10 protein-coding genes are annotated in these 13,633 nt (G+C 74.9%); 3 read left to right on the top strand and 7 right to left on the bottom strand.

Annotation, left to right across the window (positions count from 1 at the left end):
* Positions 1–15: 15 nt before the first annotated feature.
* From C1N71_RS08670 to ku, 4 genes are all read right to left on the bottom strand, one after another.
* The gene (locus C1N71_RS08670; protein ID WP_175414026.1) at positions 16–786 is read right to left on the bottom strand and encodes a methyltransferase family protein; all 771 of its coding nucleotides are present in this window, start codon (positions 784–786) and stop codon (positions 16–18) included.
* A complete protein-coding gene (locus C1N71_RS08665) occupies positions 726–2,516 on the bottom strand; it encodes an HNH endonuclease signature motif containing protein (protein ID WP_137756025.1) in 1,791 nt (596 codons plus the stop codon). The genes C1N71_RS08670 and C1N71_RS08665 overlap by 61 nt, the downstream gene beginning before the upstream one ends.
* 616 nt (positions 2,517–3,132) lie before the next feature.
* Positions 3,133–5,484: a non-homologous end-joining DNA ligase gene (gene ligD, locus C1N71_RS08660; protein ID WP_254677954.1), complete on the bottom strand. Its 2,352-nt coding sequence runs from the start codon at positions 5,482–5,484 to the stop codon at positions 3,133–3,135.
* 10 nt (positions 5,485–5,494) lie between these two features.
* Positions 5,495–6,331 (bottom strand): non-homologous end joining protein Ku, encoded by an 837-nt coding sequence (gene ku / locus C1N71_RS08655; RefSeq protein WP_137756024.1) that lies wholly within the window; start codon positions 6,329–6,331, stop codon positions 5,495–5,497.
* 84 nt (positions 6,332–6,415) lie between these two features.
* On the opposite strand from ku, the gene C1N71_RS08650 reads away from it, so the two are divergent.
* From C1N71_RS08650 to C1N71_RS08640, 3 genes are read left to right on the top strand one after another with little or no spacing between them, the layout of a single operon-like run.
* Positions 6,416–8,383 (top strand): hypothetical protein, encoded by a 1,968-nt coding sequence (locus tag C1N71_RS08650; protein WP_137756023.1) that lies wholly within the window; start codon positions 6,416–6,418, stop codon positions 8,381–8,383.
* A 48-nt stretch (positions 8,384–8,431) separates the two neighbouring features.
* Entirely contained in the window at positions 8,432–10,360 is a 1,929-nt protein-coding gene (locus C1N71_RS08645) for a hypothetical protein (protein WP_137756022.1), read from the top strand.
* On the top strand, positions 10,357–11,811 hold the full coding sequence (locus C1N71_RS08640) for an MFS transporter (RefSeq protein ID WP_137756021.1): 1,455 nt from the start codon (positions 10,357–10,359) through the stop codon (positions 11,809–11,811). The genes C1N71_RS08645 and C1N71_RS08640 overlap by 4 nt, the downstream gene beginning before the upstream one ends.
* Here C1N71_RS08640 and C1N71_RS08635 read toward each other — a convergent pair.
* The 3 genes from C1N71_RS08635 to C1N71_RS08625 form a co-directional block, all read right to left on the bottom strand.
* Positions 11,808–12,290, bottom strand: coding sequence for a DUF6328 family protein (locus C1N71_RS08635; protein WP_137756020.1), 483 nt, complete (start codon positions 12,288–12,290; stop codon positions 11,808–11,810). The two genes, C1N71_RS08640 and C1N71_RS08635, sit on opposite strands and share 4 nt — an antisense overlap.
* A gap of 52 nt (positions 12,291–12,342) precedes the next feature.
* Positions 12,343–12,600: a Rho termination factor N-terminal domain-containing protein gene (locus C1N71_RS08630; RefSeq protein WP_137756019.1), complete on the bottom strand. Its 258-nt coding sequence runs from the start codon at positions 12,598–12,600 to the stop codon at positions 12,343–12,345.
* Between the two features lie 74 nt (positions 12,601–12,674).
* A complete protein-coding gene (locus C1N71_RS08625) occupies positions 12,675–13,589 on the bottom strand; it encodes a DMT family transporter (protein WP_137756018.1) in 915 nt (304 codons plus the stop codon).
* Positions 13,590–13,633 lie beyond the last annotated feature (44 nt).

Raw genomic sequence — 13,633 nt, 5'->3', positions numbered from 1 at the left:
GTGCTCCTGTGGACGCTACGCCCGCTCGTGACCCGGGGGAAGGGGGTGGCCGGGGACCCAGCAGCGCACGCGATCGCGGTAGGCGGCGTAGTCGGCTCCGAAGCGCGCGAGCAGATCCGCCTCCTCCTCGGGCCGCACGACGTGGTTCCACACGAGCGAGCCGGCAGCGGCCCACACGACGACCATCCACGAGCCGATCGCGAGCCCCACGGCGATGCCCTGCACGATGCCGGCGATCGCCATGGGGTTCCGCACCCACCGGTACGGGCCCGCGACGACGAGCCTGCGCGGCTGCGCCGACGGCAGCGGCGTGCCCTCGCCGTACGTGACCATCGCGCGCGCCGACGCGATCCCGAGGACGCTCGCAGCGACGAAGAGCAGGATGCCCGCCGCCTGCACGATGGGCGGTGGCTCGACGCGCAGCTGCCATCGAGCCTCGACGAGCGCGATGAGGATCGGGAGCACGATGAGGAAGGTGCCCCAGAACACGACGATCTGCCCCGCGGTGCGGGCGCCGTTGGCGCGCGCCGCCGCGACGGGGGCGACGGCGAAGGCGAACGGGCCGCGCACGACGAGCTCGCTCGGGACGCGGCCGAGCAGCACGAGGCATGCCGCAGCGACGCTGGCCGCTGCAGCTGCGAGCATGAGCACGGCGCCGATGCCCGCGAGCTGCGTGACGGTCGCGTAGCCGGCCATGCCGACCGCGACGAGCAGCGTCCACGCCGTCACGAGCCACGCCGCCCATCGGATGCCGGCGGCGGCGATCGCCGATGCTGCGACGAACAACGGGATGTCGAACGCGGCGACGAGCACGGGCGGTAGGTCGCCGAGCGTCGCCTCGCGCACGCCGGGGACCACGAACACGGCGATCCACCACGCGGCGCCGGCGAGTGCCTGCACGCCGAAGTACGCTCGGCCGAGGCGACGAAGGCGATGGTCGGGCGGCGGCGATGCGGGCGCGCTCGAGTCCATGCAGCGAGGGTATCCATGCGACGGAGCGGTGCCCGCAGCACGGTCGGCGGGCCGTGCGGCGGGTCGTCGGGGCCGTTCGTCGCGCGCGCGAGCTCGGGCTGCGACCAGTCCGGGAGCCGCAGGGCTCGGGAGCCGAGAGGAAGCGGACTCGGCGACCGCTGGAAGGTCGGCTGCTGGAAGCCGGAGCCGGCGTCCGTCGCGGCGGTCGGTGGACCCCATGCGTCGGCTGCTGCGATGGCAGCGGTCGACTCGGATGCGTCGGTGAAGGTGGGTCCGGTCGCTGGTGGTCGGTCGACGTAGTCCTCGCCCAGCGGTGATCGCCAGTGGAGGTGGCCGGGTCGTGGTTGGTGGACGGTCCAGGCGGTGGCGTGCTTGAGGGTGTGGCGGCGTCTGCAGAGGTGGGCGAGGTTGCTCAGGCTGGTGGTGCCGCCGTGGTCCCAGGCGATGGTGTGGTCGACGTCGGCGGTGCGTGCGTGGGATGCGCAGCCGGGGAATCGGCAGTGCTGGTCGCGGGCGATGAGCAGCCGGCGTTGGGCGGCGGTGGGCTGGTAGGTGTCGACCTCGACGACGGTGCCGCGGATCGGGTCGGTGAGCAGTCGCTCCCAGGTCGCGGCGACGACGGCGAGGATGCGGGCGGTCTCCGCGTCGATGGGCTGGACGCCGTCGAGCGTGGCGGGTGCGTCGTCGTGCCCGGTGAGGGTCGTGACGGGGATCGTGACCTGCACGACCGGACGGACCGTCGAGAGCAGACCTGCATGCTCGGTCGCATCGTCGGCGCCGACGCTCTGGGTGGCGCCATCCGGCGCGCCGCTGCCGGTGAGGAGGAGCTCGCAGAATGCGTCGGCGCGCCATTGGTCGATGGTGCGCGGGTCGTCCTTGGGCTTGGTGCGGGCGCCGGCGCGGAGGCGGTGGTCGATGCCGTGCGCGAGGACTGCGGGGACGTAGGCGCCGATCCACGCCATCCCGTCGTCGGCGGGTTCGATGGTCACGCGTCTGTCGTCGCGGGCGGCGCGGTGGCGGTCGACGAGCGGCTCGGCCAGTTGCGCATCCGCAGCCTTCCGGGCAGCCTTCGCGACGCGGGCGGGCGTGGTCGTCTCGGCGAGGGCGACCATCCGCTCCTCGTAGGCGGCGCGCTGCTCCGCGGTCACGTCGGAAGACGAGAGGACCGAGCCTGCCTCCGTGATCGCGCGCACATGGCCGCGGCTGATGCGTCCGTCGGCGAACGCGTCGAGCACGAGCGGCCACGTGTCGACCAGGTGCATCGCATCGCCGATCTGCCGCTCGACCGTGCGATCCGACACGCGCGCCTGGACGCCGATCTCGGCGGCGATGGATCGCAGCTCCATCGCCGACCGCTCGCTCGACCCACCCCCGGCACGCTCGAGCGCGAGATGCCCGAGGGACGCGAGGAGCCGCAGCTCGTAGGCTTCGAGCGCCTGCCTGCCGAAGCGGAGCGCGGCGAGCTGGGAGAGGGCGTTCGCCTCGATCGCGGCCAGCGCGGCAGGGTCAGGACCCGGTGCCGTGCCGTCGATCTCCTGCGCCATGACCCGACTCTGCCAGCGACCACCGACACGGAACCCCCGGCGCGGATGGCCGGTTCGGGAGGGTCGGTGCTCCTTTCGAGGCTCGCTGCGCTCGCACCTCAAGGAGCGGTTCGGGGGAGCGGCACGGGACGGTCGGAGCGAGCGCAGCGCGCGTCTCGAAGGGTCCACCTCGAGGAGCGGTTCGGGGAGGTGGCGCGGGTCAGTCGGGTGGCCGGAGTGGGAGGGTCGGTGCTCCTTTCGAGGCTCGCTGCGCTCGCACCTCAAGGAGCGGTTCAGGGGAGCGGCACGGGACGGTCGGAGCGAGCGCAGCGCGCGTCTCGAAGGGTCCACTTCAAGGTGCGGTGCGGGGAGGTGGCGCGGGTCAGTCGGGTGGCCGGGGTGGGAGGGTCGGTGCTCCTTTCGAGGCTCGGTGCGCTCGCACCTCAAGGAGCGGTTGGGAGAGACGGCACGGGTCAGGCGGGTGGCCGGGGTGTGAGGGTCGGTGCTCCTTTCGAGGCTCGCTGCGCGGGTCCTGAGGAGCGAGCGCAGCGAGCGTCTCGAAGGGCGCACCGCAAGGAGCGGTGGGGAGGAGCTGGGAGATCGCCATTCGCGGCCGGGTTGCTCCTCACGCCGCGGCTCAGCGATCGGGGAGCGGGGTCAGGTCGTCGAGCGACTTGTCGGGGCGCAGGCCGCGCCACACGGGCTGGCGGAATGCGCCCGCCTCCGTCACCGCAGTGAAGCGCACCTCGCCGACGGCGGCGCGCATCCACGTCATCGCCCTCGCGACGTCGGGCGGCACGTCGTCGACGGCGCGGGAGGCGCGCGTCTGGTCGGGCAGCCGCTCGCGGATCGTCGCGCGATCGCGGGCCGAGAAGCCCGTGCCGACGCGGCCGGCGTAGCGCAGCCGCCCGTCCGCGTCCGGCGCCGCCAGCACGAGCGAGCCGAAGGTGCGGCCGAGCGAGCCCTCGCCGGGCAGCCATCCGACGACCGCGACCTCGTGCGTGCGCACGTGCACGACCTTGCGCCAGTCGTCGCTGCGCGCGCCCGGCTGATACGTCGACGACAGGCGCTTGGCCACGAGCCCCTCGATGCCGAGCCGCTGCGACGCCTCGACGATCGCCGCCGCCGACCCCGAGAGCTGCTCGGTGATCGCGACGCGATCGGAGGGCACGACGATGCGCTCGAGCTCCTCGCGCCGCTCGGCGAGCGGCAGGCGCAGGAGCGAGCGTCCGTCGACCTCGAGCGCGTCGAAGAGCACGAGGGCCACGGGCTCGCCGCGGTCGACGGCGCGCCCACGCGCGCGAGGGTCGCCAAGCCGGCCCTGCAGCGAGGAGAAGTCGCCGCCGCCAGCGCCTGCGACGAGCTCACCGTCGACGATGGCGCGCTCCGCGGTCACCGCCTGCCGGATGGGCGCGAGCAGCTCCGAGAACCCGTCCGTGAGCGACTGGCCGGACCGCGACCGCAGCCGCACGTCGTCGCCGTCGACGGTCACGAGCGCGCGCCATCCGTCCCACTTCGGCTCGAACACCCATCCGTCGCCGACGTCGGCGAGCGAGCGCGTCGACGCGAGCATCGGCGACGGCGTGCGCGGCACGGCAGCACCGCGCGAGCGCTGCGATCGCTCTGCCGACGCCGTCGGCAGCCGCATGCGGTGGCACAGCCACTGGTCGCCGTCGGTCTGCACGAGCGCGATCCGCACGGGCGAGCCGCCGAGGCCGCCGTCGGGTCGCCCGTGCAGCGTGACGGCCTTCAGGCCCGGATCCCAGTCCTTCACGGTGTAGTCGCCGGCATCCCAGATGCGGATCTCGCCCGCGCCGTACTCTCCCTTCGGGATCACGCCCTCGAAGCGGCCGTACTCGAGCGGATGGTCCTCGGTGCGCACCGCGAGCCGATCCTTCTCGCCGGAGGTCGGGATGCCCTTCGGGATCGCCCACGACATGAGCACGCCGTCGTGCTCGAGCCGGAGGTCCCAGTGGAGGCTCGAGGCGTGATGCTCGTGGATCACGAAGGAACGGCCGTACGTCGGCTGCGGCGCCTCGTCGGGCACGGGCTCCGGGGTGCGGTCGGCGGAGCGCTTCTGGCGGTACACGGCGAGACGGTCGACCATGGGCGGTGGCGCGAGGGGCGCGAGGAGGTCGCCGTCGCGGGCGACGCGCTCGAGCACCTCGCGGTAGGTGAGCTGCGCGAGCCCGTCCGACTCGATCTCGCGCCACGTGCGCGGTGCCGCGACGGTCGGCGTCGGGCGTCCGCGCAGCGAGTAGGGCGCGACGGTCGTCTTGGCGCCGGAGTTCTGGCTCCAGTCGACGAGCACCTTGCCGACACGGCTCGCCTTGCGCTGCGACGAGACGACGAGATCGGGATGCAGCTCCTCGAGCGACACGGCGATCGCCTTCGCGAGCGCGGACGCCTGCTCCGCATCCAGGCCGTCGATGCGCGCGTAGAGGTGGATGCCCTTCGAGCCGCTCGTGACGGGCAGCGGCCGCAGCCCCATGTCCTCGAGCAGGTCGCGCGCGAGCAACGCCACCTCCTGGCACTGCGCCAGCCCGGCGCCCTCGCCGGGGTCGAGGTCGAGCACGAGCCGGTCGGGATCGCGGCGCGCGCCGTCCGGACCGAAGCGCCACTGCGGCACGTGCAGCTCGAGCGCCGCCATCTGCGCGAGCCATGCGAGCGTCGCGGCGTCCTCGACGAGCGGGTACTCCTTCGGCCCCTCCTTGTGCTCGATGGGTCGGCGGGGGATCCACGAGGGCGCACCCTGCTCGAGCGCCTTCACGAAGAAGACCTCGCCGGGGTCCTCGGCCGTGCCGACGCCGTGCACCCAGCGCTTGCGGGTCACGGGGCGGTCGCGCACGTGCGGCAGCATGACGGGCGCGACCTCCTGCAGGTACGCGATGACGTCGGCCTTCGTCGTGCCTGCGTCGGGGTAGAGCACCTTGTCGAGGTTCGACACGCCGAGCGTGCGACCACCGACGCGCACGCTCTGCTCGGCCACGCGCGACTCCTCAGGCCGACTTCGAGCGCTTCGAGCCCGAGCCCTTCGCGCCCTTCGCGTCGGCCTTCGCGCCCTTGCGGCGCTCGACGGACCGCTGCAGCGCCTCCATGAGGTCGAGCACCTCGGCCTCCTCGGCCTCCTCGCCGAACGTCGCGGCCGTGTCGATCGCATCGCCCTGCTCGAGCTTCGCGTCGACGAGCTGCCGCAGCTGCACCTGGTAGTCGTCCTCGTACTCCTCCGGCGCGAAGTCGCCCGAGAGCTCCTTGACGATCGCCTTCGCGAGGTCGAGCTCCTTCGCGGCGATGCGCGGACGCTCGTCGAGCGAGGCGAACTCGGCGGCGCGGATCTCGTCGTCCCACAGCATCGTCTGCACCATGAGCACGTCGTCGTGCACGCGCAGCACGGCGAGGCGCTGGCGCTGGCGGATCGAGATGCGCACGATCGCGGTGCGGGCGGTCTCGTCGAGCACGCGTCGCAGCAGCGTGTACGCCTTGAGCGCGGAGCCCGTGGGCTCGAGGTAGTACGACTTCTCGAGTCGGATGGGGTCGATCTGCTTCGACGGCACGAACTGCACGACCTCGATCTCGCGCGAGCGCTCGACGGGCAGCGACTTCAGGTCCTCGTCGCGCAGCACGACCGTCTTGCCGTCCTCCTCGTACGCCTTGTCGATGTGCTCGTACGGCACGACCTCGCCGCACACCTCGCACTTGCGCTGATACCGGATGCGGCCGCCGTCCTCGTCGTGCACCTGATGCAGCCGCACGTCGTGGGTCTCGGTCGCCGAGTAGAGCTTCACGGGGACGTTGACGAGCCCGAAGGCGATGGATCCCTTCCACATGGCGCGCATGCAGCCATGCTGCACCGGCGTCGAACCTTCGACAAGGCCTCGAGGGATGCGGTGCTCAGGTTGCCGCGACGCTCGGATGCGAGCATGGCGGGCGACGAGAGGGGCGGCATGGCGCAGCGGCGACGGCGATCGTGGCGCGACCACGACCGCGGCCGCTCCGCCGAGGCGGCGTCGCGGGTCGACGACGGGTCGGAGCGCTGGCGTCGTCCTCGTGCCCGGACGCGGGTTGCGACGCCGCCCGAGCCCGTGGGGCCGCCGCCGCCCGTGCGACGGCTGCTCGTCGAGGTCGACGGCTCGCCCGTCGAGGTGGGCTCGCTGCGCGTGGAGGGCGAGCCGAGCCCGCAGGAGCTGCTCGGCTCCCTCGCCACGCTCGGACTGGACGATCTCGACGCCGAGGTGCGCGCGTCCCAGGCCGCCCTCGCCGCGTCGCTGCGCGTCGAGCGCTCGCCGCGGACGGCGCTGCTGCGGGCGCTCGCGGTCGCGCGGCGGGTGCTGCGATGGCGCGGATGGCCTCCGGTCGCGGGTCTCGTGGGATTCGCCGCAGCGCTCGTGGTCCTCTGCGCCCCCATCTGGGTCTCGGCGCGGCGGGACGTCGACCTGCGCGGCGAGCTGGAGGCGACCGCGCTGCTCACGGGCGCGGGCGCGTTCGTGCTCGTCGGGCTGCCGCTCTCGCTCACCATCGAGCCGAGGCGGCCGACGGCGGCACCGGCCGGCCGGCCGGGCGTCGGCGCGGGCGGGGTGCTGCTCATGGTCGGCCTCCTCGTCTGGATGCTCGTGCCGATCGTCGTGCTCGTCGTCCGCACGTCGTCCCTCTCGGCGTGGCAGCCCGGCATCGTCGCCGGGCTCGCGGTGCACGCGGCCGCGCTCGTCGCCTGGGTCGTGCTGCTGATCGTGCTGCGGCGTGGGCCGATCGTGCTCGAGCCCGCGGCGCACGCGCCGAGCGCGCGCACGGCGCCGCCCGAGCAGGCGATCGTCGCGCTCGAGCGCACGTTCCGAGGGCGCCTGGCGGCGCTGGATGCGGGCGACTGGACGGCGCTGCGCTCCGCGGTGGCGTCGCAGACCGACCGGCTCGTCGCATCCGGCACCGTCGATGCGGGCGCGCGAGCGGCGATGCTGCGCGTGGGTCCGACCGGCGTCGCGCTCGACGCCGCGCTCGCCGCGCGGCTCGCGCACGACCCGTCGGTCGAGGTCGTGCTCCGGCCGCACCTCCCGGTGCCGGTCGTCGCCGCCGTCATCGGCGGCCGGCCGCGCTCGGCTGGGCTCGTGCGCCGCGTCGTGCGCGAGGTGGCGGGGGAGCGGCTCGCCGTCGGCCTGCCCTTCGACGCAGCCGTGCTCGTCGACCTCGTCGCCGCGGCGCGCGTGCCCATCCTGGCTCGCGATCGCAGACTCGCCATCGCGCTCTCGCGCCTGTGGCCGACCGTCGTCCTCGCGGGCTGGGGCACGGCGCTCGGCAGCCTCGCCGCGACGCTCGCATGGCTGCCCGAGGCAGCGGCGTTCCGCGAGCCGACGTCGCCGTCCGCCGCCGTCGCCTTCGCATGGATCGCCGCGGTGCTGCTCGCGCTCGTCGACGTGCGCGAGCGCGTCGGATCCCTGCGCGCGCGCCCGACGACGCTCGGGTGGATTGCAACGGCGGCGTGCGCGGGGATCGCCGCCTCCCTCGTCGCCGGAGCGGGCGCGTCCTCGCCCTACCTCCGCGGCCTTCGCGCCGGGGACGTCGCGATGCTCGCGGTCGTCGCGCTCGTCGCGCTCGCGGCCGGTGGGTGGCGCGTCGCGGAGGCGCTCGGCGGTCGACGGCACGACGCGGTGCATCCGGGATCCGCCGAGTGGCCCCTCTCGCGTGCACGCGCCGCGCAGGTGGAGGCGGATCGCCGGCGTCGAGCCCTCGTGCAGGACGCGCTGCTCGACGAGGTCGCCGACGAGCTCGAGCCCGCGCTCCGCCTCGCGGTCGACCTCGGCAGGCTCGACGCGGCGGTGCTGAACTCCGTCGCCACCGCCGCCCGCCGCGCGAGCTGGTCGAGGGAGGCGGACGCGCGCGACGCCGACGACGCCTGATCCGCCGCACCCGCGACCCCTTGGCAGCGGAGCGCGGAGCGTGGGATCGTGAGCCCTGGACGAGGGGAGCGCCCCATGACGGCGGATCGGCGCGATGCCGACGCCGCGAGCGCCCTCGAGCGTCGCTGGTCGCGCCACGACGACGGCGCCCAGGACGCGGGCGCCGTGCGCGCACCCGACGCCCCCGCGCATCCCGGGCTGGGCGCCGCGAGCGCCACGATCGCCGTGCTCGACGTCGACCCCCGCGCGTCCCTGTCCGACCAGGCGCTGCGCGACGCGCTCGCGACGCTCGTGCTCACCCGGTCCGATGCCGAGCTGCGCCGAGCGCAGGAGGCCCTCGTCGGCGCGTTCGCGGTCGCGGGCACCACGCTCGGCCGCATCGCGCGCCTGGAGGGCCGTGCGCGCGCCGCCGGCCGGCGCCTCGGGCTCGCAGGGCGCGTCGCGGGCGTCGCGCTCGCGATGGCGGCCGTCATCGGCACGGTCGGCGCGCCCGTCTGGCTCGTCGCGACCGACGGCGAGACGCTGCGCGACGACCTCGGCGCCTGCGCGCTCGTCGCCGGCCTGTCCGCGCTCGTCGTCGCGAGCACGGTGCTCGCGACCGGCGAGGCGGGCAGGGAGCGCGGCGGAGCCCTGCGCGCGCTCGCGCCGCTCGAGCTCGCAGCGGGCCTCGTGTCGCTCATGCTGTGGGCGGCGACGTTCGCGATCGTCGTGCTGCGCGCCGGCGAGCTCCAGGCCTTCTCGCCCGCCGTCGCCGCCGGCCTCCTGCTGCAGTGCCTCGCAGGGGTCGTCGGCGTCTGCGCCGTCGTCGTGGCAGTCGCGCCGCAGCTGCTCGGGCGCTCGGCGGCCGAGCCGTCGCTCGGGGTCGTGCTCGCCACCCCGAGCGTGCGCCTGCGCGCGCTCGCCGCGCGCTTCGACGACAGCATCCGCTCGCTCGACGCCGCGGAGGGCCGCGAGCTCGTCGAGGCCATGCGGGCATGGACGGCGCGTCTGATCGAGCGCGGCATCCTCTCGACGCGGGCGTGGGATGCGGTCGCGCGCATCGACGTGCGACGCCTGCGGCTCGACGCGCACCTCGCGGCGCGCTGCGCGCTCGCCCCCGACGCGCCGGTCGTGCTGCGCCCGTCGCTGCCGATCGGCGCCGTCACGGCGGTGCTCGACGGTGGCGCGCACGGCGGCAGGCTCGTACGGCGCATCGTGCAGGCCGTCTCGGGACGGCGGTCGCGTCGACACGTGCCGTGGGAGGCGGGCATGCTCGTCGACCTCGTCGCCGCGGCGCGCGTGCCCGTGCTCGAGGACGACGCCCCGCTGCCGATCGTGCGCGCATACGGCCGCACCGTGCTGCTGGTCGTCGCGTCCTCCGCGATCGCCGCGGCGACGTGGGCGCTCGGCGCGTGGAGGGCGGTCGCGGCCGACGCCACCGACGTCGCAGCGCCCGCGGCGACGCTCGCGCTGCTCGGGCTCGCCGCAGCGCTCGTCGCGGCCGCCGACGTGCTCGAGCGCGCCGGTGGGGTCCGATCGGCGCCGACGACGACGGCGTGGGCGATCCTCGCCCTCGCGGCAGGCGCGGCGAGCGGGGTCGTCGCCGCCGCGACCCCGTACTCGGCCTACCTCGTGCAGGCGCGTGCGCCGTGGGCGGTCGCGCTCGCCGCGCTCGCGGTCGCCGCGGCGCCCCCGTGCGTCGTGCGTCTCGCGGCACGGCTGCGCGGACGCCCGCACGACGCCGTGCAGTGGACGTCCGCGTCCTGGCCCATGACGCGCGCGTCGGTCGACGCGCACGAGGCGCGCCGCCGCGCGCGGATCGCGGCGGCCTCGGCCGCGCACGTCGACGCGCTCGTCGAGCGCGTCGCGCCGGCCATCGCCCTGGCGGTCGACGTGGGGCTGCTCGAGCCGCGCGTGCTCGCATCCCTGCCGCACCCCGCCCGCCACGCCGCACCTGCGGAATGCGCGCCGACCGCCGCGGGTTCGCCCTCGCGATGAGCACCTCCAGCGCCCCTGCCGCCTCCGCCGTCGGCCTCCGATCCGAGCGCGGGCCGCTGCTGCTCGCGATGATGCTCTCGACGGGCCTCGTCGCCATCGATGCGACGATCCTGTCGACGGCCGTGCCGACGATCGTCGACGACCTCGGCGGCTTCGCGTCGTTCCCGTGGCTGTTCTCGATCTACCTGCTCACGTCGTCGGTGACGACGCCGATCTACGCGAAGCTCGCCGACACGATCGGTCGCAAGCCGGTCATGCTCTTCGGCATCGGGGCGTTCCTCGTGGGCTCGCTGCTGTGCGGCGTCGCGTGGGACATGCCCTCGCTCATCGCCTTCCGGGCGGTGCAGGGCATCGGCGCCGGCGCGATCCTGCCGGTGTCGATGACGATCGTCGGCGACGTCTACACGCTCGAGGAGCGGGCTCGCGTCCAGGGCTACCTCGCGTCCGTGTGGGCGATCTCGGCGGTGGTGGGCCCCACCCTCGGCGGGATCTTCGCCCAGCTCGACGCGTGGCGCTGGATCTTCCTCGTCAACGTGCCGCTGTGCATCCTCGCGGGGTGGCTCGTGATCACGCGCTTCCAGGAGCGCGTGGAGCGCACGACGCATCGGCTCGACTGGCTGGGAGCGCTGCTGCTCACCGGCTCGCTTTCCCTGCTCATCCTCGGCGTGCTCGAGGGCGGGCGCGCATGGGCGTGGGCGTCGCCGATCTCGATCGCCGTCCTCGGCGTCGGCGCCGTGCTGCTCGCGCTCTTCGTCGTCGTCGAGCGCCGCGCCGCGGAGCCGATCCTCCCGCCGATGCTGCTCACACGACCGCTGCTGCGCACGACGGCGCTCATGGGCCTCGCGATCGGCGGCGGCCTCATCGGCCTCACCGCCTACGTGCCGACCTACCTCGAGGGCTCGATCGGCCTCGCGCCGATCTGGGCCGGCCTCGCGCTCGCGACCCTGACGATCGGATGGCCGATCGCCGCCTCGTTGTCCGGCCGCCTGTACCTGCGCATCGGCTTCCGCGCCACGACCATCGTGGGCGGCGTCATCCTCGTCGTCGGCGCGGTGACGCTCGCCGCGCTCGCAGGAGCTCCGTCGCCGTGGATCGTCGGGGCGCTGTGCCTCCTCGTCGGGCTCGGGTTCGGATTCACCGCCGTGCCGAGCGTCGTCGCCGCGCAGGCGAGCGTCGACTGGTCCGAGCGCGGCGTCGTCACGGGTGCCCAGATGTTCTCGCGCTCGATCGGCCAGGCGATCGGCGCCGCCGTGCTCGGCGCGCTGGCGAACGCGACGGTGGATGCCGCGGGTGGCGACGCGAGCGACCCCGCGACGATCGTCTCCGCCTCGCAGGTCGTCTTCGTCGGCACGGCCGTGCTCGCGGTGCTCGTGCTCGTCGCGGCCATCGCGATGCCCCGCGATCGCGGCGTGCACGCGGCGCAGGCCGCCGAGGAGCCGGCGGCGGGCTAGTCGGAGCGCGCCCGCAGGCGCGCGCCGATGCCGAGCGCCCACATGCCGCAGGCGACGAGCGCCGCCACCGCCGCGGCGACGAGCCCCGCGACCGCGCCCGCGACGAACTCGAACACGAACGCCGCGACGCCGATCACGAGCAGCGTCACGACGACGAGCGTGGCGAGCAGGAGCCGGTTGCCCAGGCGCACGGTCGCGGCCTTCACGCGCCTGCGGAACAGCAGCCGGTGCACCGCGACCGGTGCGAGGCCGAGGAGGGTCGCGAGCGCCGCGAGCCCCACGAGCACGAGGTAGTGCACGACGAGCTCGGGCGTGAGGTCCTCGAACCGCGACTGGAAGGCGACGGCGAGCAGGAAGCCCGAGATCAGCTGCGTGCCCGTGAGGGCCACGCGCAGCTCCTGCAGGATGTCCTGCCAGTTGCGGTCGAGCCGCTCGTTCGCGGTCTCGTCGCGGCCGTCGCCGGGCACGTCGTCGTCCATTCGCTCATCCTGCACGCGCATGCGCAGCCGGTCGCGCGACGCGCGGGCGCGATCAGTGCGAGCGGATGCGGTCGACGAGCTGCTGCTTGCGCAGCCCGGAGTAGCCCGTGATGCCGAGCTCCTTCGCGCGCGCCCTGAGCTCGGGGACCGTGCGATCCTCGAGGTCCTCGGCCGTGCCGCCGCGACGCCCGACGGCCTTCCGTCCGTCGCGTGCGGCCGCGTTCGCGATGCGCGCGGCCTTCTCGGCGCTCGCGCCGTCCTCACGCAGCTCGCGGTAGAGCTCCTCGTCCTTGATGCTGGGGTTCGGCATGCTCCCACGCTCGCGCTCGACGACGGGTGGGGCGAGGGGCTTGACGCGAGCGCGAGGCCGTCCGAAGGCGTTCCCTACCGCACGCGCATCCGGGCGCGCAGCGCGCCGAGCCCGCGCGCGGGCACGCTCACGAGCACGATGCCGACCGCGACCGCCGCGAGGCCCGCCCACGCGAGGGCCGAGAGGCGCTCCTGCACCACGACGACCGCGAGCAGCGTCGCGACGACCGGCTCGGCGAGCGCGAGCGTCGTCGCCGTCGAGGCGGTGAGGGCGCGCAGCGCGAAGCCGAACAGCAGATACGACGCCGCCATCGGCACGAGCGCGAGGTACGCGACGGTGAGGGCGCCGTGGCCGGAGGCGAGCGGCCCCGGGCCGAGCAGCAGGAAGAGCGGCAGCATGACGGCGCTGCCCACGAGGAAGACGGCCGCCATCGACCCCTGCGACGATCGGCCGCCGGCGATGAGGCGCGCACCCGAGTACGAGTAGAGCGCGTAGCCGACGCCCGCGGCCAGCGCGAGGAGAATGCCGGCGATGGGGTTCGTCCCCGTCGTCGACTCGCCGGATGCGACCGCGAGCGCAGCGACGCCGACCGCGGCGATCGCCGTGGCGATGCCCCAGCGCACCGTGGGCCTGCGTCGATCGAGCGCCCACTCGAGCGCCGCCGCGAAGATCGGACCCGAGCCGAGCGCGAGCACGTTGCCGACCGCGACGCCCGCGAGGTCCATCGCCGGGTAGTACGCGGTGGGGTAGAGCACGGCGCCGGCGCCGCCAGCGAGCAGCCAGCCCCACGCGCGCCGGTCGCGCAGCACCCGCGCCACGGCGCGCCACGAGATGACGGCGAGCACGAGGCCGCCGAACCCGAACGTCGCCATGCCGATGAGCAGCGGCGACGAGCCCTCGGGTGCGAAGTGCGCGACGGTGCCGGTCGTGCCCCACAGCACGGCCGCGGCGAGCACGGCGGCGGTGTGCCGGGGCCGCGGATCGCTCACGCCTCCGAGCCTAGGCGGCGCGCGCCGCGACGATGCTCCAGGCG

This window comes from Agrococcus sp. SGAir0287 (genome assembly GCF_005484985.1).
Lineage (GTDB): Bacteria > Actinomycetota > Actinomycetes > Actinomycetales > Microbacteriaceae > Agrococcus.
The sequence above is the reverse complement of the archived record's forward strand: the minus strand, read 5'-3'. Positions and strand labels throughout refer to the sequence as shown.

What these genes read in the sequence shown, in the direction of transcription:
- C1N71_RS08630 (WP_137756019.1), bottom strand. Translation starts at nt 12,600, where the DNA reads ATGCCGAACCCCAGCATCAAGGACGAGGAGCTCTACCGCGAGCTGCGT.
- C1N71_RS08650 (WP_137756023.1), top strand. Translation starts at nt 6,416, where the DNA reads ATGGCGGGCGACGAGAGGGGCGGCATGGCGCAGCGGCGACGGCGATCG.
- C1N71_RS08640 (WP_137756021.1), top strand. Translation starts at nt 10,357, where the DNA reads ATGAGCACCTCCAGCGCCCCTGCCGCCTCCGCCGTCGGCCTCCGATCC.
- ku (WP_137756024.1), bottom strand. Translation starts at nt 6,331, where the DNA reads ATGCGCGCCATGTGGAAGGGATCCATCGCCTTCGGGCTCGTCAACGTC.
- C1N71_RS08635 (WP_137756020.1), bottom strand. Translation starts at nt 12,290, where the DNA reads ATGGACGACGACGTGCCCGGCGACGGCCGCGACGAGACCGCGAACGAG.
- C1N71_RS08665 (WP_137756025.1), bottom strand. Translation starts at nt 2,516, where the DNA reads ATGGCGCAGGAGATCGACGGCACGGCACCGGGTCCTGACCCTGCCGCG.